Source organism: Halobacillus litoralis (genome assembly GCF_004101865.1).
Lineage (GTDB): Bacteria > Bacillota > Bacilli > Bacillales > Halobacillaceae > Halobacillus > Halobacillus litoralis_A.
The window spans coordinates 2,798,989-2,821,902 of record NZ_CP026118.1 but is presented as its reverse complement, the minus strand read 5'-3'; the positions used below and the strand labels follow the sequence as shown (position 1 = coordinate 2,821,902).

The following is a 22,914-nucleotide window of genomic DNA, read 5'->3' as shown; positions in this document are numbered from 1 at the left end:
GAAAAACTTAAGAGCCTTACACTTTCGAACGACCTTATCATCAAAAAAGAGCTACCTTGATCAACCCCTATGAATCAGCGGCTATAAATCGCCAAGGACAGCTCCCCTCATTTATTGAAAACTATTTAAAGGGTAAAAGACTTCCTAGGAAATCTCCTCACACCCCTTTTTTTGACAAAAAAACAGGCAAACCTTTGAGACAATTTGCCTGTTTTTGTTCAAAATGATGAAATTTCCTTCAAAAGAAGGTGTATCATTATTATGAAAGGTTATATTTCTTCTTGAAGCGATCCACACGGCCGCCAGCTTTATCAGCTTTTTGCTTACCTGTGTAGAACGGGTGAGACGCAGAACTAATCTCTACACGGATCAGTGGGTATGTGTTTCCATCTTCCCACTCGATTGTTTCTTCAGAATTCTGAGTAGAACCTGTTAGAAACTTGAAATTAGAACTTGTGTCTAGGAATACGACTTTACGGTATTCTGGATGAATTCCTGCTTTCATGTTCTTCCACTCCTTTTTGCCCTGAGTCCTTAAGAAACAGAGTTATTGTAAGAGCCGTCGAAGGTTCGTGATAACACCTTGTACTGAAACTCACATAGAATGATTATAACAGGGGGACAACCCCAATGCAAGATGAACTTGATAATTAAAAAAGGACTGCTAAGAGTTCCTTAACATTTACGAACGCCGTGCAGGAGTCGCTTTCCCTTTCATATCCTTGTCCATTAAATCGAAAAATTCTTCATTATTTTTTGACGATCTCAAACGGCGTAGGAAGCGATCTGAGAAATCATGGGCATCTGACATCGTTTTACGGATCGCCCAAACTTTATCAAGGTGAGCCTGGGACAGCAGCAGCTCTTCTTTCCGTGTACCTGAACGCAATATATCGATGGCAGGAAAAATCCGGCGTTCGGCCAAACTGCGGTCCAGATGCAGTTCCATATTTCCAGTTCCCTTAAATTCTTCATAGATGACGTCATCCATACGTGAGCCTGTATCTACAAGGGCAGTAGCTAAAATCGTCAAGCTTCCCCCTTCTTCGATATTCCGAGCTGCACCGAAGAAACGTTTCGGACGGTGGAAAGCCGCTGGGTCAATCCCTCCTGAAAGTGTACGTCCACTCGGAGGGATGACCAGGTTGTAAGCTCTTGCTAGTCTTGTAATGCTATCCATCAATATGATGACATCACGCTTGTGTTCAACTAAACGCATGGCTCGCTCCAACACAAGTTCTGAAACTTTAATATGATTTTCCGGCACTTCATCAAAAGTCGAGCTGACTACATCAACATCAGGGGCGACAGAACGTTCAATGTCCGTCACTTCTTCCGGACGCTCATCCACAAGTAAAATAATCAATTTCGCATCAGGCTGATTGGTGGATATGCTGTTGGCCATCTGCTTTAACAACATCGTTTTCCCTGCTTTTGGAGGAGCAACAATGAGTCCACGTTGTCCGTACCCTACAGGAGCCATGAGATCCATGATTCGAGTAGACAGTTTTTTTGTCTCGGTCTCAAGTTTTATGGGACGGTCCGGATAAAGAGGAGTAAGTGCCGGGAAGTGTACTCTTTCCTTGGCAGAGTCCGGGTCCTCCCCATTCACTGCATCTACGTGGAGCAACCCGTAATAACGCTCATTTTCTTTCGGAGGACGGACTTTTCCGGAAACTTTATCCCCATTCCTCAGGTCAAAGCGACGAATTTGAGAGGCTGAGATGTAAATGTCTTCCGCACTCGGAGAATAGTTGATCGGACGCAGGAAGCCAAACCCTTCAGAAGGAATAATCTCCAAAATCCCGTCCATAAATAAAAAGCCATCTTTTTCAGCTTGAGCCTTCAAGATTGCAAAAATCAATTCTCTTTTCGTAAGTTTCGCATAGTAAGATACTTTATACTGTCTAGCCTTTGCATAAAGACCTTTCAGTGTCATTGTTTCTAAATTGGAGATAGTTATATCTGCCACGTAATCACCACTTTTTTTATATTTCTTTATATCTGTCAAGTTCGTAAGCCAAAAGCGCGAAGCTTTGGAGCCCCGTCACGCTAAAGCAAACTTTCTCAATGAAGGTATCTTCCTCCTTTGAGTTTGATGCCTCCTGTCGTTTTCCCTGAAAACTCTGGAGCTGGTTGTCATTCTCATCACTGCTTTGTCTTATGATAATAAATAAATCCCGAAAAGCTTTTCATTTGGAAAGTAATGACTTCTCTAAGTATGAATGCCCGAATAGAAGATCCAGGAGAAGTTATGTGAAGTAATATTTATAGAAGCTTTCGGAGGTCTATGGTCGCCATTATCTTCTATCGCTATCAAACAACCTTTATTGTACTCCTGTCCTTACACAGTTTCAATCCTAATTTACGAAAACTTTTTGGAGGGGGTTATTATAGGATAAGAGGAAGCCGCGCAATACGACTTCCTCTTATGATGAAGAATAAAGATTTGAATCGTGGTTTAATAACCAGATTCGTTTTTCATCAGGCTTTGATATCCGTCTGTAAACGGAGATTGCCTGGTCACCGTTCGGGTCGTTGTCGCTACCTTATCCATATGAAATGGATGCCAGAATTTCTCTCCATTCAGAAAAGGTTTGTCCTCATTTCTCATGGAACGATATGGCGCTTAAGAATTTTGGAATTGCTCAATTTCTTCTTCAGACATTTCCTCGAACCAGACCTTTGCGCCTAAGTTGTTCAGCTTAGTCGTAATGTTGTCATACCCGCGTTCTATATGATCAACACCAGTAATCTCTGTTGTACCTTCTGCCATCAGACCAGCTATGACAAGGGCTGCGCCAGCACGTAAGTCCGTCGCTTTCACTTTTGCCCCTTGCAGCTTAGATGGTCCAGTCACTATGGCTGAACCGCCTTCGACCTTGATCGAAGCATTCATTCTCCTCAGTTCATCTACATGTTTAAAACGTGCTTGATAGATCGTATCTGTCACTACACCTGTTCCATGAGTCTGCGTGAGGAGAGAAGTGAACGGCTGTTGTAAATCCGTTGGAAAACCGGGGTATACAAGTGTCTTAATGTCAACACTACGCATGTTTTTCCCTGGACGAACATACAGTTGTTCATCGTTTTCCTCAATCGTGACACCCATTTCTCTCAGTTTTGCCAAAAGCGACTCCAAGTGCTGAGGGATGACGTTATCAATAATCATTTCCTCTCCTTGAGCAGCAGCCATGATCGTGTAGGTCCCTGCTTCGATCCTGTCTGGAATAATCGTATGCAGACATCCCTGGAGGCTATCGACACCTTCGATACGAATCACATCTGTCCCTGCACCTTTGATCTTTGCTCCCATACTTGTAAGTAATGTGGCTACATCAATGATCTCAGGTTCCTTAGCTGCATTTTCAATGACAGTTTTCCCCTTAGCCCTTACAGCAGCCAGCATAATGTTGATGGTAGCACCGACACTGACGACATCAAGGTAGATCCTTGCCCCACGGAGCTCCTTGGCCCTGAGGTAGATCGCCCCTTGTTCATTTGTCACTTCAGCGCCTAAAGCTTCAAAACCTTTGATGTGCTGATCGATCGGGCGCGGCCCAAGATGACACCCGCCGGGAAGACCGATGACAGCCTTATTGAAACGACCGAGCATTGCTCCCATGAAGTAATAGGAAGCTCTCAATTTTTTAACTTTTCCATTCGGCAGTGGCATGTCCACCATTTCAGAAGGATCGATATGAACAGTACTATCTTCTTTGCGGACTGTTCCGCCAATTTCTTCTAACAGGTCAGACAAAATTCCAACGTCAGATATGTCAGGAAGTCCTTCGATCGTCACGGGCGATTCTGCTAGAATAGCTGCAGGTAACAAGGCTACAGCGCTATTTTTCGCTCCACTGACCCGTACTTGACCACGAAGAAGGGTTCCGCCTTCTACTAATAGTTTATGCATGGATAACTCCTCGCTTTAAGGTAAAGATTATAACCTTAGTATGTGCAATATTTTCCATTACACACCAATTATTTTTGTTTATTCCAGTCATTTAAAAACTTTTCAATGCCTTGATCGGTTAATGGGTGCTGCACAATTTGGCTGAATACTTTAAAAGGTACTGTCGCAATATGCGCCCCATGATAAGCTGCTTCTGTCACATGGACCGGGTGGCGGACAGACGCTGCAATAATCTCCGTGTCTATCGCATGACGATCGAAAATCTCAGAGATTTGTGCGATCAGCTCTACACCATTATGGCCGATATCATCCAGGCGTCCCAAGAATGGAGAAACAAAGGAAGCACCTGCGCGGGCAGCTAGTAAAGCCTGGTTCGCAGAGAAAACAAGGGTCACATTCGTTTTGATATTCAAGTCGCTGAATGCTTTCACTGCTTTCAAACCTTCTAAAGTCATCGGAACTTTAACAGTAATGTTCGGGGCGATTGCAGCGAGCTCTTTTCCTTCTTGAATCATGCCTTCTGCATCTTCCGAGATTACTTCTGCGCTTACAGAACCATCCACTTCATCTGTAATCTCTCTCAAACGTTCATGAAAAGAGACACCTTCTTTAGCTACAAGACTCGGGTTTGTCGTCACCCCTGCTAATATTCCTAAAGCGTTCGCCTCGCGTATATCTTCAATGTTCGCTGTATCGATGAAAAATTTCATATCCCCACTCCTCTTCCCTCTATTTTTGGCAATCGTGAAAATTGTCGAATGATGGCGTTTTCATAGCTCATTAAAAGGAAACCGCTACATGGTAGCGGTTTTCCTTTTAATATTTTTACGCTTGTTGAGAAGAACCGAACTCGCGCATTTTACCGATGACGGTTTCTTTGATAGCGTCGCGTCCAGGTCCCAGATATTTACGAGGATCATATTGTTCAGGCTGGTCAGCTAGTACTTGACGCACAGCCTTGCCTTGAGCCATCTGACTCTCTGTATTTACATTGATTTTTGCTGTACCGAAAGAAATTGCTTTTTTAACATCTTCTGTCGGGATTCCTGTACCACCGTGAAGAACAAGCGGCTTGTCTACAAGGCCCATGATTTCTTCCATGCGATCAAAGCCAAGGTTCGGCTCGCCTTTATAAGGTCCGTGGACAGAACCTAGTGCTGGTGCAAATACATCAACATTCGTTTCGTCGACCAATTGCTTACATTCAGAAGGAATCGCATACGCAGCTTCAGCGTCGTCTACGATGATGTCATCCTCTTGTCCACCTACGCGGCCAAGTTCTGCTTCTACAGATACGCCGTGGATGTGAGCAAGTTCAACAACTTTACGAGTTACTGCAATGTTCTCTTCCAATGGGTCATGGGAAGCGTCGATCATGACAGAAGTAAAACCAGCATGGATCGCTTCTGCACATTTCTCAAAGCTTGAACCGTGATCCAAGTGAATCGCAACAGGGACTGTCGTACCATATGATTTCATAAGTGCTTTCACCATATCGACGACCACGTTGAAACCACCCATGTAACGTCCAGCACCTTCTGATACTCCCAGGATAACCGGGGACTGCTCTTCTTCAGCAGCCTGAAGAATGGCTTGAGCATATTCTAAATTATTCAGGTTGAACTGACCTACACCGTAGCGTTCTTCCTTCGCTTTTTCTAGCATTTCTTTCATAGATACTAGTGGCATGAAAGAATCCTCCTTTAGTTACGTACTACGCCTATTTACAAGCCTGTTTCCATAAGAAAACACACCATGTAAGTTTGGTTACAGTATTAGAATACCAATACCCTTTCCATGGTGCAACAGCAGGAGAATTATATAACGCTTACATTGTAAAAAAAGTCATGACCGACTATGAACAAGGGTATTTTCGACCATTTTTTTCAAATTATGGATGTCGAATGGCTTTGCTATGATATCTGTAACAAAAGGAAAATCAACGTCTTTTTCCAATGAGTCTTTAGATGAGCCAGTGATTATGATCACAGGGGCATCAAAGTCTGTTTTTTCTAGATACTGAAGAACTTCTCTGCCATGCATGACCGGCAGATTATAATCCATGATGATGAGATCCGGGTTGTGTTCTTCAACCAGGTCACAAGCTTCCTTACCCGTTTTCGCGCATACCGTAACATATCCCTCTGTTTTCAAAATTTCCACTAAAAGAAGTCGTATTCCTGGTTGGTCATCTACGATAAGGATTTTATTCGACATGATTTTTCCCCTTCCTTTCTCCTGCAATTTTATAGCTGGTTAAACTAATCCCTCTTTTATCCCTGTTATTTACATTCGAGGACTTCTCTCTCATTTCCTGCGCATATATGTTCGGTATGTCAAAATTTCTGTTAGTTCATATGACAAAATAAACAGAAATACTCCAAAATACACCCCGAAATCCCACGAAAAAAGTGCTACGCCCGTAGGACATAGCACTTTCTCCTTTTATTGATTTGTTTTCATCGCTGCTCCGACGAAGCCGTAAAAGAGTTCTTGCGGACGAGTCGGACGAGACTTGAATTCCGGGTGGAATTGGCTGGCCACAAACCAAGGATGGTCTTCCACTTCGATAATTTCTATCAAGCGGCCATCCGGGCTTGTTCCTGAGAATTTAAAACCAGCGGATTCCATTTGCTCTCGGTAATGATTATTGAACTCAAAACGATGGCGGTGACGCTCATAAATGACTTCTTCGCCATAAGCTTCCATCGCTTTTGTCCCTTCTTGAAGACGGGAAGGGTAAATACCCAGACGCAAGGTCCCCCGAGATCGGACACATCTTTCTGTTCAGGGAGCAAGTCGATAATCGGGTATTCGGTGGATGGATTGATTTCTGCAGAGTGCGCACCTTTCAGCCCCAGTACATTACGAGCGAATTCAACAGTCGCCAGTTGCATTCCAAGACAGATTCCCAAGAAAGGAATGCGTTCTTCACGGGCGAAACGAATGGCATCAATCTTCCCTTCAATACCACGATCACCGAAACCACCTGGCACAAGGATTCCGTCTACATCTTGCAATTGTTCGGCAACATTATCCGCATTCACGTTCTCAGAATTCACCCATTTCACATCTACATCAGAGTCGTAACTGTAACCCGCGTGCTTCAAGGCTTCGACGACAGAGATGTAGGCATCCGGGAGCTCCACGTACTTACCGACAAGAGCGATTGTTGTTTTATGCTGCAAACTTTTCACCCGGTCAATCAGTTTGTTCCACTCTGTCATATCTGCAGGTGGGCAGTTCAAACCAAAGTGTTCACATGTAAGTTCATCCAACTTTTGGTCCTGGAGTGTAATCGGGATTTTATAAAGCGTATCCGCATCACTTGCTTCGATTACAGCGTTCTTATTAATGTCACAGAAGAGAGCGATCTTCTCTTTCATGTCTTCAGAGATAGGCATCTCCGTACGTAACACTATGACATCTGGCTGAATACCGAGAGAGCGCAGTTCTTTCACACTATGCTGGGTAGGTTTTGTCTTCATTTCACCAGCTGCCTTCAAGTAAGGCACAAGTGTACAATGCAGGTACATGACATGTTCGCGGCCGATATCACTTTTGATCTGCCGGATAGCTTCAAGGAATGGAAGAGATTCGATATCTCCGACCGTACCACCGATTTCAGTTATGACAACATCCGCGTTCGTTTCATGTCCTGCGCGGAATACACGTTCTTTGATTTCGTTCGTGATATGTGGAATTACTTGGACTGTACCTCCCAAATAATCACCGCGACGTTCTTTTTTAATAACGTTAGAATAGACTTTCCCTGTTGTCACATTACTGAACTTATTCAGGTTGATATCGATGAAACGCTCATAATGACCCAGATCCAAATCCGTTTCTGCGCCATCGTCAGTAACGAAGACTTCTCCGTGTTGATATGGACTCATCGTCCCCGGGTCCACATTGATGTACGGATCGAATTTTTGGATGGTTACTTTCAATCCTCTGTTTTTTAATAGTCGGCCCAATGATGCAGCCGTTATGCCTTTACCTAAGGAAGAAACGACACCGCCAGTTACGAAAATATACTTTGTTGCCACGTTGAATCCCTCTTTCTCTCTTTGTCTTATTTAGTTATTTACTATTAAATATTTTTGATAAGGGGTAAAAAAACAAAAGCACCTGCACCCACAACGTTAAAAAGTAAAGCAAACTCTTGAAATGGCAGTATTCACACCCATAGTAAGGCTTGATTTATTATTTGATGTGGGCGTTGAAGCTGAATTTCATTATAAAAAATAAAAATACTCCGTCGACCGATTTGTTTACAATTTCCTATAAAAAACAAAAAACGCTCCCCCGGTTCGGGGAGCGTTTGGAATTTCGATTAAGAAATTAAAGAGCCCAAATAAGATTCTACTGATATGACTTTTAAAAGTCAACCACATTATTTTTCTTCTTCATCATCATCGTCACCAATGAAGCTGATATCATCCTCGACTATTTCTTCCTCTTCTTCATCGAGATCATCCTCATCATAGTCACCTTCGAAATCATCATTATCATCAAGGTCAAGGTCTTCATCCGTTAATTCCACATCATCTTCAAGACCATCTTCTTCTGTATCGTCATACTCAGAAACGCCCAATTCCTCTTCAAGCAACTTGGAAGGTTTCTTTTTCCTCTTTTTCTTTTTCTTTTTACGTTTTTGTGGGAGGCTGGCAATTTCCTCTTCCATCTGCTCTACAGGGTACCAGCGTTTAAGCCCCCAGCGGTTCGTACCGATCGTCATGAACTGCCCATCGATATTCATGTCTGTGTAAAATTGGGCGATGTACTCTTGTTTTTGTTTGGCATTGAATTTCTTCATCGTCGCAATACGGCGGAAAATCTCATTAAAATCGATGGCTTCTCTTTCCTCTTCCAATATAATGGTAGCCAGTTCAATCATGGAGATTTCATTAATTTGGGCTTGGCTAAATTCTTTTAAGCTCACGGTCCAGCACTCCTTTATATAGACAAAATAGAATTAATGACTTCATAGGCATACTAATCACATATAATCATACCACCCATTATATGAGTTGACTTTACAAAAATCAAATAGGGAACGCCTTTCACTTTATTATCTTTTGTAGCCAAAGTAACATGAAACTAAACTTTTCATTTAAAATATTGATTAGACAATAATCTTGGTGTTCATGCCATTTTACTTTAAAATAGGTTATATTCACTGTCATTATTGTTTTTGTATCTTAAAAATGACTACCAGCATTTCTTCACAAATGTTCAGGTTCGTGGAGAAAAAAGTCCGTTCCCCATGATGAAGTTGGTTGGCTGGGAAATGACGGCAATCCTATCTTAAATGCAGAAGCACCTTGTACAACAAAAAAATACTTAAAGTAAGGAGAAATACGTAATGAAATCCCATCCTTTTAATTGGATTGCAACTTTAATCGCAGTGCTGGCAATTGGAATATGGCTATTTACAAGCTTTGGCATGATTCATTCAAAACATATGGAAGAAGCTGTGATTACCGAAAAGACACATGATGAGGAAGATTACTTCATCATCGTGGAAGATAAAAAGGTCCATGTAAAGGACACAAGCACCTGGATGCTGCTTGAAACTGGTGAGACCTATAATATCACTTACGAATGGTACGGCATGAAAAAACCTTATGTAACTGATGTGAACCAGGCTCATGACAAAGATCAAGTTGGTGGAGGTCACTAATAGAAGTGAGGCTGGAACAAAAGGATTTTTCCACTAGAAAACCCGAACGAATCGTTCGGGTTTTATTTATGAAGCAATATATGCATAACCGCTCCGCATCGCTTTCAGCGGAAATGCCCTCAGCCTCCTTAGAAAGCGTCCCTCTCCACACTTACTTATCCGGTTGCGAGGGACAGACCTTCGCTTCATAAGCAGTCCATCTGCGTGAAAAAACCCTTCACTACGTTGTTCTGCTTATGCGGGTCAGGTCTCCATGTCCCTCTCCACACTTACTTATCCGGTTGCAAGGGACAGACCTTCACGACATAAGCAGTCCACCTGCGTGAAAAATTCCCTTCACTACGATGGTCTGCTTATGCGGGTCAGGTCTACACGTCCCTCTCCACACTTACTATCACATATTCCTTCTGTACTGTCCGCCTACTTGGTAGAGGGCGTTGGTGATTTGGCCGAGGCTTGCTACTTTTACGGTTTCCATGAGTTCTGCGAAAATATTCCCTCCGCTTGCAGCGACTTCCTGCAAACGATTAAGCGCTTGATCTGCTTCCGATTCATTCTCGTTTTGGAAATTACGTAACTCACGGATTTGGTGCTCTTTTTCATCCTTACCAGCTCTGGCAAGTTCCATAGAGTCGATTTCTTCTTCAGAAGGCGGGTTCGGATTCAGGTACGTGTTGACACCAATGATCGGCAACTCTCCTGAATGCTTTTTCCCTTCATAATATAAAGACTCTTCTTGGATTTTACCACGCTGATATTGGCGTTCCATTGCACCCAGTACGCCGCCGCGATCATTGATGCGTTCAAATTCCTGCAGGACCGCTTCCTCAACTAGATCTGTCAGTTCGCGGATAATGTAGGAGCCTTGTAAAGAGTTTTCATTCTTCGTCAATCCAAACTCTTTGCTGATGATCATCTGAATCGCCATTGCGCGTCGAACAGATTCTTCTGTCGGTGTTGTGATCGCTTCATCATAAGAGTTTGTATGCAAGGAGTTACAGTTATCTTGAATCGCGATTAACGCTTGTAAAGTCGTGCGAATATCGTTGAAGTCGATTTCCTGGGCATGCAGGGAGCGTCCTGACGTCTGGATATGATATTTCAACTTCTGACTTCGTTCATTTGCTCCGTATTTATCCCGCATGACGATCGCCCATATACGACGTGCGACGCGTCCGAGGACAGTGTATTCCGGATCCAACCCATTTGAGAAAAAGAACGATAAGTTCGGCGCGAATTTATTGATATCCATGCCTCTGCTCAAATAGTACTCGACATAGGTGAATCCGTTTGCGAGTGTGAACGCAAGCTGTGTAATCGGATTCGCTCCTGCCTCAGCAATATGGTAGCCCGAAATAGAAACGGAATAATAGTTGCGCACTTCATGATCGATGAAGTATTGCTGAATATCCCCCATCATTCTCAATGCAAATTCTGTGGAAAAGATACATGTGTTCTGGCCTTGATCTTCTTTCAGGATATCTGCCTGGACGGTACCGCGAACGACATGAATCGTTTCCGCTTTGATTTTCGCCGCTTCTTCATCGCTCGGTGCACGGCCATTCTCTTCTTTGAATTTCTCCAATTGCTTATCGATGGCCGTGTTGAAAAACATCGCAAGAATAATCGGTGCCGGACCATTGATCGTCATCGATACAGAAGTTGAAGGATCGACAAGATCGAAACCATCATACAGCTTCTTCATATCATCGAGTGTGCAAATGTTCACTCCACTCTCTCCGACTTTCCCGTAAATATCCGGGCGTTCGTCAGGGTCTTCTCCATATAAGGTGACAGAGTCGAACGCTGTACTTAAACGTTTGGCGTCATCACCCTCTGATAAGTAATGAAAACGTCTATTTGTACGTTCCGGTGTCCCTTCGCCAGCAAATTGACGTTTCGGATCTTCCCCCTTGCGTTTGAAAGGAAATACTCCTGCCGTGAATGGAAAGGCACCAGGAACATTTTCACGAAGCAGCCATGACAATCGATCGCCCCAGTCAGAGTATTTCGGCAGTGCGACTTTAGGTACTTTTGTTCCACTTAAACTTTCGGTGTTCAAATCCATGGTAATCTCTTTATCACGCACTTTGAATGTGTACGTATCACCACTGTACCTTTCATGAAGGTCATCCCAGTCTTCCAGCTTATCTATCGTTTCACGATTCAATGAACGCTCATAATCGTCGACAAGACGTGTTATGCTCTCATCGACCTCTTCATTACCCAGCAACTCCAATGTACCTTTGAGCTGGTAAAGCTTACGGGCTTTGTCAGCTTGATCTTCTGTTTCTGTATGGTAATTACGGACGGCTAAGGAAATATCTCTTAAATATTGCTTCCGCTCATTAGGAATGATGACGTTTTGCTTTTCTACTTTATCTACACCAGTAAAAGAAGTGTCATCCTCCCAAGCATATTTCTCATTCAATTGATCGATCAAGGCTGCGAATAAAGTGTTGGTGCCGGGGTCATTGAATTGACTTGCAATAGTTCCATATACCGGAAACTTGCTGTCATCTTCATGGAAAAGCATGTGACTGCGCTGGTACTGCTTTTTCACTTGGTTCATAGCATCCTCAGAACCTTTTTGTTCAAACTTATTGATCACGATAAAGTCTGCGAAATCGATCATGTCGATTTTCTCTAACTGGGAAGGGGCGCCGAACTCAGCCGTCATGACATACATGGACAAATCAGTCACATCCGTTATGGCCGCATCCCCCTGCCCGATCCCGCTCGTTTCAATAATGATAAAATCTACACCTGCAGCTTTGACGACCTGGATCGCTTCTTCGACTGCTGTTGAAAGTTCAGAGCGAGCCTCCCTTGTCGCCAGGGAGCGCATATAAACTCTCGGATTGAAAATCGCATTCATCCGGATACGATCTCCAAGCAAAGCTCCACCTGTTTTCTTCTTCGTCGGGTCGACAGATAAAATCGCTATTTTCTTATCAGGTACTTCATTGACGAACCGGCGAATCAATTCATCCGTAAGTGAACTTTTCCCAGCTCCACCTGTCCCTGTAATTCCAAGGACTGGGATGGTCTTTTCCTGAACTTTTTCCACAGCTGTTTTAAAAGCGGCGACCGCTTCACGTTCTTCTTTCGGGGTGTTTTCGACATAAGTAATGAACCGTGCCATCGCTTGATGGTTTCCTTCAGATAAATCTTTCACTCCCTGCTCGACGTCTAAAGGAGGGATGAAATCACATTCCTCGATCATGTTATTGATCATACCTTGAAGGCCGTAGGACCGCCCATCTTCCGGAGAAAAAACGCGGGCGACGCCATATTCGTGAAGCTCTTTGATTTCTCTAGGAATGATGACACCACCGCCGCCACCATAAACGCGGATATGGCCGGCACCTTTTTGATTCAGAAGGTCTACCATATATTTAAAGTACTCGACGTGCCCCCCCTGATAAGAGGAAATCGCAATTCCTTGAGCATCTTCCTGAATCGCTGCATTCACCACATCTTCTACTGAGCGATTATGTCCTAAATGAATAACTTCCGCACCTGTCGATTGCAGAATACGCCTCATGATATTAATGGACGCATCATGACCATCGAACAAACTGGAAGCGGTTACAAAACGAACGGGGTTCTTCGGCTTATATACCGTCGGTTGTTCCATATCCCATCTCCCTTTCTTTTAAGATGATTCCTCTACTTTGCTATTGAGACCTTCCAATAACAATTGAATTTGAATTTCTGTGTATGTTTCAATCGTAAATGTCCGTTGGAGAATCCACCTGCGGAAACCCCACATCTGCCCCTGGACAAATATATTGTTCGCAATCAGTTTCACTTGTGTTTCTGACCTTTGACCGGGAAGGCTGTTAAAGATGACTTGTTCCAGCATACTCACCATGTCTCTTTCTTTCTGCAAGACATAATCCTGAGCATCGCGTGATAATGATTTCACCTCTTGGTACATGACAAGTACTTCGTCCTGCATGTCGTCCATCAATTGGAAGTAAGAGCGTATGGCGTGAACCAAACTTTGTACACTAGTCTGATTCGGGTCGATAGAGGCTTCCATCCTCTCTTTCACTCGTTTATAGATCGAGTCACAGACGAGAAACAAGACATCTTCTTTCTTCCGGATATACTCATAGAGCGTGCCGATGCTGAAACCTGAGGCTTTTGCAATTTCCCGGGTTGTCGTTTTGTGAAATCCTTTTTCTATAAAAAGTGTTACGGCACCTCTGATCATCTGATTTCTCCGTTTGGTGACGAGTGCTTCATCTTTTATGGTAGAGGGTACTTGTTTTTCAGCCAATGTCACTCACCCTTCCTCCCCCATTCTTTAACCCAAGAACGGGCCAGCTGATAAGGATCAGCATCAGGATTTTGAAAGACCTCCAATTTCTGCTCATCCCGTTCAATTTCTGTTTTGACATCCCGCCAAATCTCTTCTCGAATTAAATCATAGACTTCTAATTTCAGCTGTTGCTTTCTCCGTTCTGTTCCTGAATCCGTACGATATAAATAGGAATGATGGTCATTCATATTCTTCCACAATTCGTCCATACCTTCTGATTCAGTGGAAATTGTTTGCACAATGGGGGGCTGCCACCCTTTGGGCTGAACAATCATCATGTATTCTTCAAGGGTAGACTTCAATTTCCCTACACCAGGTAAGTCAGCTTTATTAATGATGAACAAATCAGCAATTTCCATGATCCCCGCTTTGAAGATTTGCAGCACATCCCCACTGTTCGGAGTGAGTACAAGCCCTGTCGTGTCCACCACTTTCATAATGTCGAGCTCTGATTGGCCGACACCTACAGTTTCAACCAGCACGATATCAAACCCATAAGCATCACAAACGCGGATGCTGTCCTTCGTGGCACGGGCGAGCCCTCCAAGACTTCCTCTTGTGGCCATGCTGCGGATGAAAATACCAGGGTCGAGGAAATGTTGGTTCATGCGCGTGCGATCACCAAGCAAAGCACCTCCGCTGAACGGGCTCGTAGGATCGACAGCGATGACAGCGACTGTAAGATTCTGCTGTCTCAAAAAAGTGAGCAGCCGATTGATCAGTGAACTTTTTCCTGCCCCTGGAGAACCAGTGATCCCTATATAGTGGGCTTGCTTTTGGATGGAAAAAATATCGCTCATCAAAGAGAGCTTCTGATCATCGTCGTTTTCAATCAATGTGATCGCCCGTGCCAATGCACGCATATCCTGTTTTTGAATCCGTTCCGCGAGTGGATGCATAATTCATTCACCTTTCTATTTCGTCATCATACGGCCGATAACAAGCCTTTGAATTTCCTGTGTACCTTCATAGATCTGAGTGATTTTCGCATCACGCATATATCGTTCAACTGGATAATCTTTCGTATATCCATAGCCCCCATGGACTTGGACGGCTTCTGTGGTCACTTTCATCGCTGTATCCCCGGCGAACAATTTTGCCATCGCAGATGATTTGGAGTACGGCAGCCCCTCTGATTCTAAGTAAGCCGCTTGATAGGTAAGCAGTCTTGAAGCTTCAATTTCTGTTGCCATATCAGCGATTTTAAATGAAATACCCTGGAGATTGGCAATCGGCTTCCCGAACTGCTCCCGCTCTTTCGAATAAGAGATGGATTCATCCAGCGCACCTTGAGCGATTCCCACCGCTTGAGCAGCAATTCCATTTCGGCCCCCATCCAGCGTCATCATTGCTACTTTGAAACCTTGCCCTTCTTCCCCTAACAAGTTCTCTTTCGGTATCTTACAATCTTCGAAAATAAGCTCTGTTGTAGGAGAAGAACGTATCCCTAACTTCTTCTCTTTCTTGCCTGTTGAGAAGCCCGGTGTGTCTTTCTCGACAATAAAGGCACTGATGCCACGACTTCCCTGCTCAGGATCTGTTTTGGCAAAAATAATGTAAATATCTGCGACACCGCCGTTTGTGATCCATACTTTACTGCCATTCAACACATAATGATCCCCATTCGGTTTCGCTTGTGTCCGCATCGAGGAAACATCACTACCAGCTCCAGGTTCTGACAATGCATAAGCACCAAGCTTTTCACCAGAGGCTAACTGGGTGAGGTATTTTTTCTTCTGGTCTTCTGATCCGAATTTATAGATCGGCCAGCTTGCTAGTGAAATATGGGCTGATAATGTTACGCCAGTTGATGCACAAACACGGGACAGCTCTTCGACTGCGATCACATAACTGACGAAGTCCGATCCGATGCCCCCATACTCTTCAGGCCAAGGAATCCCTGTCAAGCCGAGTTCTGCCATCTTATCGAATATCTCACGGTCAAAACGTTCTTCTTCATCACGTTCTGCTGCGGTTGGTTCTACTTCATTCTTTGCAAAATCACGAACCATTTTTCTAAGCATTTCCTGCTCTTCTGTTAATGTAAAATTCATTCTCGAATCCTCCTCAATCTCTAAGCAAATGATTTCCGATTACCACACGCTGGATTTCACTTGTACCTTCATAGATTTCACAAACCTTGGCATCCCTGAAAAACCTTTCAACAGCATAATCCTCCGTATACCCGTATCCACCATGAATTTGAACCGCTTCAATTGCTGTACGGACTGCCGTTTTTGAAGCCATCAATTTCGCAATGGAAACTTCCTTTACGCATTTTTTCCCTTCCGCTTGAAGGGAAGCTGCATTATAGACAAGCAGTTTTGATGCCTCCACCTCTGTCGCCATATCTGCTATCTTGAAAGCGACGCCCTGCAAGTGAGCGATCGGTCTGCCAAACTGTTCACGTTCCTTGGCATATCCAACCGCATGCTCTAAAGCCGCTTCCGCAATTCCGAGCGATTGAGCCGCAATTCCGATCCGCCCGACGTTCAAGTTTGCAAGCGCGATTTTATACCCTTCTCCCTCATTTCCAAGTAGTTGAGAAGCTGGCACTTCGCATTGATCGAAATTCAACGACACTGTACTTGACCCGTGGAGCCCCATCTTCTTCTCTGCTTTTCCGATTGAAAAACCGGGAGTCTCCCGCTCCACGATAAACGCACTCAAGCCTTTACCTGTCTTCACATCAGGATTTGTACGGGCGAACACGATGAATGTATCAGCCTTTCCACCATTCGTAATGAACACTTTCGATCCATTCAAGACATAATGGTCGCCTCGTTTCTCCGCTCTCGTTTTCAAACTGCCCGCATCAGATCCAGCACCTGGTTCTGTCAGAGCAAACGCTCCGAGGTACTCCCCCGAAGCAAGCTTCGGAATATATTTGTTTTTCTGATCTTCGTTTCCGAAGTATAAAATCGGATTTGTGCCCACAGATGTATGGACAGATAAGATGACACCAAGTGTTGCACTGACTTTTGACAATTCATGAATGGCGATGATATACGAAGTATAGTCCATCTCAGCTCCACCATATTTTTCAGGAATGGGAACACCCATGAGACCCAGTTCCCCCATTTTCGGAATCAGTTCTGATGGAAAGCGGTCTTCCCTTTCCATTCGTTCAACTGCTGGAGCTACTTCATTCTCTGCAAAGTCACGTACCATTTTTCTCATCATCTTCTGTTCATCAGTAAATTGTAAGTCCATTCTCGCTCTCCCCTTCACACGTTAATCGTAGATGTAAAAACCGCGCCCTGACTTCTTACCAAGCCAGCCTGCCTTGACGTATTTACGGAGGAGCGGGCATGGACGATACTTGCTGTCTCCAAATCCATCATGAAGCACTTCCATAATATATAGACATGTATCAAGTCCAATGAAGTCCGCTAAGGTCAATGGCCCCATCGGGTGGTTCATACCAAGTTTCATTACGGCATCCACATCCTCTGCAGAAGCCACGCCTTCATGAACGGTATAAATCGCTTCGTTAATCATCGGCATCAGGATTCGGTTAGAAACGAAACCCGGAAAGTCCTCGACTTCCACCGGGGTTTTTTCCAACTTTTTCGTCATATCCTCAATCGCTTGATAAGTTTCATCACTGGTTTGGAGCGCACGGATGACTTCGACCAATTTCATCACAGGAACCGGGTTCATGAAGTGCATTCCAATCACTTGGGAAGGGCGCTCTGTTGCTGCCGCAATTTCTGTTATCGGTAGAGACGAGGTATTTGTAGCTAAAATGGCGTGAGCAGGTGTAATTTCATCAAGCTGTTGAAAAACACTTACCTTCACATCCATTTTTTCAATGACTGCTTCGATTACAAGGTCGCAATCTGAAGCATCTTTCAAATCAGTCGTCCCGCTCAACCGCTGGACTGCCTCCTGCTGCTGCTCCGCCGTCATTCTCCCTTTCTCCACAGCACGGCCCAATCGCTTCTCAATGCCTGCCAAACCTTGATCCAATGCATCTTGACTCATATCATTAAGCTTTACTTTCAGGCCGGATTGAGCGAACACTTGAGCAATTCCTGCTCCCATTTGCCCTGCTCCTATGACCATTACCTGATTGATTGTCATCCTTTATTCCTCCTTATTGTTTCGGTACTTCGATCAATACGGCGTCCCCTTGGCCACCGCCTGAACAGATCGCTGCGATACCTAACCCACCGCCACGGCGTTTCAATTCATAGGCAAGTGTCAGCAAAATACGTGCACCGCTCGCACCTATCGGGTGACCCAAAGCTACAGCACCACCATTGACATTGACTTTTTCATGGTCCAACCCTGCAATTTTGCCACTAGCTAAAGATACGGCTGCAAAAGCCTCGTTGACTTCGAATAAATCTATATCTTCAATTGATTTTCCTGCCTTTTCGAGAAGTTTATTGATGACCAGCCCTGGTGTTTGCGGAAAATGCTGAGCCTCGACCGCAATTTCATCGTGGGCTAAAATAGTCGCTAATGAATCAGCCCCGATTTTTTCAGCTTTTTCATCCGACATTAAAAGCATCGCACAAGCACCATCGTTCACACCCGGAGCGTTCCCTGCTGTAATCGTCCCTGTTTTATCGAAGACAGGACGTAACTTGGCCAGAGCTTCCACTGTCGTAGACTTCCGCGGTGCTTCATCTGTGTCAACAACTGTCGGGTCACCTTTTCGTTGTGGAACTTCGACAGACGTGATTTCTTCCCCTAATTTTCCATCTTCAATCGCTTTTACTGCTCTTTGATGGCTTTGATAGGCCCATTCGTCTTGAGCTTCACGTGTCAATTCAAACTCTTCTGCTGTCCGGTTTCCATAGTTGCCCATGTGGACATTCTCAAAAGAACAGGTCAATCCATCATGAACCATCATATCTTTGACAGGAGCATCCCCCATGCGTAATCCCCACCGTGCTTTCGGCATGAAGTAAGGAGCATTGCTCATGCTTTCCATACCTCCGGCGACAATTACCTCTTCTTCCCCTAAACGGATGAACTGATCTGCCATGGTGACACTTCGCATACCTGAGGCGCAGACTTTATTGACTGTTTCTGTTTTGACCTCCCACGGAATGCCAGCCTCACGTGAAGCTTGACGGGATGGAAGTTGACCCTGACCGCCTTGCAGTACGGTTCCCATGATTACTTCATTCACATCTTCTGGTTTAACTTTCGCTCTTTCTAACGCTCCTTTGATGGCTATACCTCCAAGTTGAACAGCCGTCAATGGCGCTAAAGAACCTCCGAATTTCCCGAAAGGTGTACGGGCCCCAGCTACTATCACAGTTTTACGCATGTGTTTTCCTCCTTATTTTTGATAACGCTTTCAAAAAATGACGATTGAACGCTCGCTCAATTTCGTCTCATAAGGAAAGTGTACATAAAATGCTGTACACTTTCCACAATTTTCACAATATTAATCCTCATTTTTCATACATTCGACTCGTTTCCCTTATTGGTCAAACGTTTGATTAAGCTGTTTTCTCTTCTGTTTTTTCAAACATGGACTTCGCTAATATTTCCGCAATGTCCATTGTACTAACTTCTTCCTCTACTTCTTTTGCTTTCGTACCATCAGAAAGCATCGTCAGACAGAATGGACATCCGCTGGAAATCATAGTCGGTTCCACTTCAAGAGCCTGTTCTGTACGGGCAACATTTACGCGGTTTCCAGACTTCTCTTCCATCCACATCATGCCGCCGCCAGCACCACAGCACATTCCGTTGGAGCGGTTTCGTTTCATTTCAACCACTTCCACACCAGGGATCATCTCAAGCACTTCACGCGGTGGCTGGTAGACTTCGTTATAGCGCCCAAGATAACAACTGTCATGATAGGTGATTTTTTCATTGACTACACCCTCAGGCTTCAAGCGGCCATCCTTCAACCATTCAGCCAACATTTCAGTATGGTGGTAAACCTCTGCCTCAAGGCCGAAATCCGGATACTCGTTTTTGAAAATGTTGTAAGCATGCGGGTCAATGGTAATGATTTTATTCACATTATGTTTTTCAAATTCCTTCATATTCTTTTCAGCAAGTTCCTGGAAGAGGAATTCATTTCCCATCCGACGGGCTGTATCCCCTGAGTTCTGCTCTTTATTACCGAGAATCGCAAACTTGATTCCTGCAGCATTCATAAGCTTGGCGAAAGCCATTGCGATTTTTTGGCTGCGGTTATCGTAGGATCCCATTGAGCTGACCCAGAAGAGATATTCAAACTCTTCGCCTGATTTCTTCAATTCTTTCACAGTCGGAATTTGAACCTCTTCATCCAAATCTCTCCAGTCCTCACGTTCTTTCTTCGATAACCCCCACGGATTTCCCTGGCGTTCGATATTCATCAACGCACGTTGTCCATCTGGATCCATTTTCCCTTCCGTCATTACAAGATACCGACGAAGGTCGATGATTTTATCGACGTGTTCGTTCATGACTGGGCAAGCATCTTCACAGTTTCGGCATGTCGTACATGCCCATAGTTCTTCTTCTGTAATGACATCACCGATCAAGCTCTTTTCGTTTACAGCGTCAAGTGTAGACGCTGCTTCCTCAGTCCCCTGGGAGCGGGCCATTTGAGCTAATGTGTTCCCTTCCGTTCCTGAAAAGGCATAAGATGGTACCCAGGGAGACTGCCCTGTGACAGCCGCACCTTTTTCAGTCAGATGGTCTCTCAATTTAATAATCAAATCCATTGGAGAGAGCATTTTCCCCGATCCTGATGCTGGACAGACATTTGTACAACGACCACATTCCACACAGGCATAAAAATCGATCATTTGTAATTGATCGAACTCCTCGATTTTTCCGACGCCGAAAGAGACCTCATCTTCATCGGCATCTTCGTCGATATCAAAATCTATCGGTTTAAGCTTCCCTGGAGGATCTTCTCGACTAAGAAAAACATTAACAGGAGCAGCGAGTAAGTGAGCGTGCTTGGATTGTGGTACATAAACCAGGAAAGTCAGTAAAATCAACAGGTGAATCCACCACATCACAAAGAACACGGTGGCTGCTGCTACAGGAGGCAGCCATGCGAAAGCGCTTGCAATTGTGGACGCAATAGGCTCTGTCCATGCGCCTTCATGGCCATGCCAGATAATCCCCATGCCGTTCCCTACTAAAACCGTCACCATCAATGTGCCAATGAAAATAAGTACGAGCCCTGCTTTAAACCCACGCTTCAGGCGAACCAATTTTTCTATATAGCGACGGTAAAACGCCCAAATGACAGCAACAAGAATTGTTAATGTCACAATTTCCTGGAAGAACGTGAAGCCAGGATAGAAAGGCCCTAATGGTAAGTGGGAGTCAGGTGCCAGTCCTTTCCAAATGAAATCCAGCGCCCCGAACTGGACAAGGATAAAACCATAGAACATCATAACATGGATAATGCCTGATTTTTTATCCTTCAATAATTTTTTCTGTCCGAAAACGTAAATCCAAATTTTCTGTAAACGTCTTTTCAGTTGTTTATCATACTCGAATTTCTTCCCCATCTTAATATAAGCGACACGGGTTTGTACGACACGAACAAATAAGTACAAACCGTATACCGTTACCCCAAGGAACAAAATCCAGTTTGCTACTAACAACGGATTCATATGTTCTCCCCCTCTTTGTTGTTATCGCAAAATGCGCGATTCCCCTTTTCTCGGCCCAGAAACTTAAAATTTTCTGAATCTTATAGCTTTACTATAAATTATGAATGAGCATTCAGTCAACATGTTTTCGCCTTTTTCCTATTGAAACCTCAAGAAACGGGGAGACTAGGAGGAAGAAACGGTTAAGGAGATGGATCTGCCATGCTCATCACTCTTGTTCTAGTAGCTATCCTTTTCATTTTATTACTTATCATTGATTTTAAAATAGGGAAATATAACCATAATCAAAACCCCCGAACCCTCCCTAAACAGGAAACTACAGGGGATTACCAGCTATATAAAAATGGCTCTGCCCTTTATGAAGATTTATTCCAGGATATCGCGAATGCCGAATCACAGGTCGATGTTTATTTTTTTTTAGTGGACAACGACTATATCAGCCAGAATTTCCTGCAAGTGTTAAAAAATAAAGCGATCGAAGGAATTCCAGTCCGCTTATGTACCGACCGTATCGGAGGATATAAATTGAATAAAAAAATAAGGCAGGATTTGAAAAGATCAGGTGTACAATTCGCCTTTTCTGAGACGCCCGGCTTCCCTTATTTCTTTTATCGGATAAACCGGAGGAATCACAGGAAAATCACCGTAATCGACGGAAAAATCGGTTATATCGGCGGTTTTAATATCGGCAGTAATTATATTGGAGGTTCTGCGAAGTTCGGGGACTGGCGTGATTATCACTTACGGGTGACTGGTCCAGTGGTAGGTGCTATTCATGAAATTTTACTGGATGATTGGTATTTAGCTACTGGTGAAAGGATTGAAAAACATACGACTACTGAAAAAGGAAAGCACAAATTGAAAGTGTTCGCCACGGATGGTGTCGAGCTGGAAAATGAATTCACCAGTATGGTTCAATCCGCAAAAAATGAGATTTTGATTGGATCACCTTACTTCGTCCCTACCGATCAGTTACAAAAAGCTCTGAAACAAGCGATTGAGAATGGGGTAGAACTTCACATTTTAATTCCCATGAAAGCTGATCACCCTTTTGTTAAAGAAGCTGGCATCCCTTATTTGGAGGAATTATATCATCACGGTGCTCACGTTCACTTTTATGATGATGGGTTTTACCATTCTAAAGTGATCATGATCGATGGGAAATTCGCGGATATCGGTACGGCCAATTTCGACCGGCGTAGTTTTTTCTTGAACAAGGAAGTGAATACGTATGTTTATGATGAAGTATTTATCAGTGACTTGCGAAGGGCTTACTTTGAAGATGTAGCCGATGCCGTCCCGTTTGATGACCACTGGCTTAAGAGGCGCGCTTTGAGTACGCGGATAAATGAAAAGATCGCAGTATTCCTGCGACCTTTTTTATAAC

General features: G+C 44.0%; 17 protein-coding genes and 1 pseudogene. 2 read left to right on the top strand and 16 right to left on the bottom strand.

The window, feature by feature from the left end:
* Nucleotides 1-259: 259 nt before the first annotated feature.
* The 8 genes and pseudogenes from HLI_RS14140 to rpoE form a co-directional block, all read right to left on the bottom strand.
* A complete protein-coding gene (locus tag HLI_RS14140; protein WP_128525566.1) occupies nucleotides 260-505 on the bottom strand; it encodes a type B 50S ribosomal protein L31 in 246 nt (81 codons plus the stop codon).
* Nucleotides 506-682: 177 nt separating this feature from the next.
* On the bottom strand, nucleotides 683-1,972 hold the full coding sequence (rho, locus tag HLI_RS14135) for a transcription termination factor Rho (RefSeq protein ID WP_128525565.1): 1,290 nt from the start codon (nucleotides 1,970-1,972) through the stop codon (nucleotides 683-685).
* A gap of 657 nt (nucleotides 1,973-2,629) precedes the next feature.
* A complete protein-coding gene (locus tag HLI_RS14130; RefSeq protein WP_128525564.1) occupies nucleotides 2,630-3,916 on the bottom strand; it encodes a UDP-N-acetylglucosamine 1-carboxyvinyltransferase in 1,287 nt (428 codons plus the stop codon).
* A 68-nt stretch (nucleotides 3,917-3,984) separates the two neighbouring features.
* Nucleotides 3,985-4,626: a fructose-6-phosphate aldolase gene (gene fsa, locus HLI_RS14125; protein WP_128525563.1), complete on the bottom strand. Its 642-nt coding sequence runs from the start codon at nucleotides 4,624-4,626 to the stop codon at nucleotides 3,985-3,987.
* A 115-nt stretch (nucleotides 4,627-4,741) separates the two neighbouring features.
* The gene (gene fba, locus HLI_RS14120) at nucleotides 4,742-5,605 is read right to left on the bottom strand and encodes a class II fructose-1,6-bisphosphate aldolase (protein WP_128525562.1); all 864 of its coding nucleotides are present in this window, start codon (nucleotides 5,603-5,605) and stop codon (nucleotides 4,742-4,744) included.
* 156 nt (nucleotides 5,606-5,761) lie between these two features.
* A complete protein-coding gene (locus HLI_RS14115) occupies nucleotides 5,762-6,133 on the bottom strand; it encodes a response regulator (protein ID WP_128525561.1) in 372 nt (123 codons plus the stop codon).
* Nucleotides 6,134-6,361: 228 nt separating this feature from the next.
* Nucleotides 6,362-7,965 (bottom strand): annotated as a pseudogene (locus HLI_RS14110) (CTP synthase).
* A gap of 347 nt (nucleotides 7,966-8,312) precedes the next feature.
* Nucleotides 8,313-8,861, bottom strand: a complete 549-nt coding sequence (gene rpoE / locus HLI_RS14105; protein ID WP_128525560.1) for a DNA-directed RNA polymerase subunit delta — start codon at nucleotides 8,859-8,861, stop codon at nucleotides 8,313-8,315.
* A 423-nt stretch (nucleotides 8,862-9,284) separates the two neighbouring features.
* Here rpoE and HLI_RS14100 point away from each other — a divergent pair, with 423 nt between their 5' ends.
* Nucleotides 9,285-9,602 carry a hypothetical protein gene (locus HLI_RS14100; protein WP_128525559.1) on the top strand — a complete coding sequence of 106 codons (318 nt, stop codon included), beginning with the start codon at nucleotides 9,285-9,287 and terminating at the stop codon, nucleotides 9,600-9,602.
* Nucleotides 9,603-9,996: 394 nt separating this feature from the next.
* Here the strand turns inward: HLI_RS14100 and icmF are convergent, their stop codons facing one another.
* From icmF to HLI_RS14060, 8 genes are all read right to left on the bottom strand, one after another.
* Nucleotides 9,997-13,242 (bottom strand): fused isobutyryl-CoA mutase/GTPase IcmF, encoded by a 3,246-nt coding sequence (gene icmF, locus HLI_RS14095; RefSeq protein WP_128525558.1) that lies wholly within the window; start codon nucleotides 13,240-13,242, stop codon nucleotides 9,997-9,999.
* Between the two features lie 18 nt (nucleotides 13,243-13,260).
* Nucleotides 13,261-13,890, bottom strand: coding sequence for a TetR/AcrR family transcriptional regulator (locus tag HLI_RS14090; protein ID WP_128526902.1), 630 nt, complete (start codon nucleotides 13,888-13,890; stop codon nucleotides 13,261-13,263).
* A 2-nt stretch (nucleotides 13,891-13,892) separates the two neighbouring features.
* Nucleotides 13,893-14,831, bottom strand: coding sequence for a methylmalonyl Co-A mutase-associated GTPase MeaB (gene meaB / locus HLI_RS14085; protein WP_128525557.1), 939 nt, complete (start codon nucleotides 14,829-14,831; stop codon nucleotides 13,893-13,895).
* Between the two features lie 15 nt (nucleotides 14,832-14,846).
* Nucleotides 14,847-15,986 (bottom strand): acyl-CoA dehydrogenase, encoded by a 1,140-nt coding sequence (locus HLI_RS14080; RefSeq protein WP_128525556.1) that lies wholly within the window; start codon nucleotides 15,984-15,986, stop codon nucleotides 14,847-14,849.
* 13 nt (nucleotides 15,987-15,999) lie between these two features.
* The gene (locus HLI_RS14075) at nucleotides 16,000-17,145 is read right to left on the bottom strand and encodes an acyl-CoA dehydrogenase (RefSeq protein ID WP_128525555.1); all 1,146 of its coding nucleotides are present in this window, start codon (nucleotides 17,143-17,145) and stop codon (nucleotides 16,000-16,002) included.
* 21 nt (nucleotides 17,146-17,166) lie between these two features.
* Nucleotides 17,167-18,018, bottom strand: coding sequence for a 3-hydroxybutyryl-CoA dehydrogenase (locus tag HLI_RS14070; RefSeq protein WP_128525554.1), 852 nt, complete (start codon nucleotides 18,016-18,018; stop codon nucleotides 17,167-17,169).
* Between the two features lie 13 nt (nucleotides 18,019-18,031).
* A complete protein-coding gene (locus HLI_RS14065; protein ID WP_128525553.1) occupies nucleotides 18,032-19,219 on the bottom strand; it encodes an acetyl-CoA C-acetyltransferase in 1,188 nt (395 codons plus the stop codon).
* Between the two features lie 175 nt (nucleotides 19,220-19,394).
* A complete protein-coding gene (locus HLI_RS14060) occupies nucleotides 19,395-21,527 on the bottom strand; it encodes a heterodisulfide reductase-related iron-sulfur binding cluster (RefSeq protein ID WP_128525552.1) in 2,133 nt (710 codons plus the stop codon).
* 201 nt (nucleotides 21,528-21,728) lie between these two features.
* On the opposite strand from HLI_RS14060, the gene cls reads away from it, so the two are divergent.
* Nucleotides 21,729-22,913 (top strand): cardiolipin synthase, encoded by a 1,185-nt coding sequence (gene cls, locus HLI_RS14055; protein WP_128525551.1) that lies wholly within the window; start codon nucleotides 21,729-21,731, stop codon nucleotides 22,911-22,913.
* The last annotated feature ends 1 nt before the right edge of the window (nucleotide 22,914 follow it).

Bases quoted from the DNA above. Each gene is read 5' to 3' on its own strand.
- meaB (WP_128525557.1), bottom strand. From the start codon at position 14,831: ATGCATCCACTCGCGGAACGGATTCAAAAACAGGATATGCGTGCATTG.
- HLI_RS14065 (WP_128525553.1), bottom strand. From the start codon at position 19,219: ATGCGTAAAACTGTGATAGTAGCTGGGGCCCGTACACCTTTCGGGAAA.
- HLI_RS14130 (WP_128525564.1), bottom strand. From the start codon at position 3,916: ATGCATAAACTATTAGTAGAAGGCGGAACCCTTCTTCGTGGTCAAGTA.
- HLI_RS14075 (WP_128525555.1), bottom strand. From the start codon at position 17,145: ATGGACTTACAATTTACTGATGAACAGAAGATGATGAGAAAAATGGTA.
- fba (WP_128525562.1), bottom strand. From the start codon at position 5,605: ATGCCACTAGTATCTATGAAAGAAATGCTAGAAAAAGCGAAGGAAGAA.
- HLI_RS14060 (WP_128525552.1), bottom strand. From the start codon at position 21,527: ATGAATCCGTTGTTAGTAGCAAACTGGATTTTGTTCCTTGGGGTAACG.
- HLI_RS14070 (WP_128525554.1), bottom strand. From the start codon at position 18,018: ATGACAATCAATCAGGTAATGGTCATAGGAGCAGGGCAAATGGGAGCA.
- fsa (WP_128525563.1), bottom strand. From the start codon at position 4,626: ATGAAATTTTTCATCGATACAGCGAACATTGAAGATATACGCGAGGCG.
- cls (WP_128525551.1), top strand. From the start codon at position 21,729: ATGCTCATCACTCTTGTTCTAGTAGCTATCCTTTTCATTTTATTACTT.
- HLI_RS14140 (WP_128525566.1), bottom strand. From the start codon at position 505: ATGAAAGCAGGAATTCATCCAGAATACCGTAAAGTCGTATTCCTAGAC.
- icmF (WP_128525558.1), bottom strand. From the start codon at position 13,242: ATGGAACAACCGACGGTATATAAGCCGAAGAACCCCGTTCGTTTTGTA.
- HLI_RS14100 (WP_128525559.1), top strand. From the start codon at position 9,285: ATGAAATCCCATCCTTTTAATTGGATTGCAACTTTAATCGCAGTGCTG.
- HLI_RS14115 (WP_128525561.1), bottom strand. From the start codon at position 6,133: ATGTCGAATAAAATCCTTATCGTAGATGACCAACCAGGAATACGACTT.
- HLI_RS14080 (WP_128525556.1), bottom strand. From the start codon at position 15,986: ATGAATTTTACATTAACAGAAGAGCAGGAAATGCTTAGAAAAATGGTT.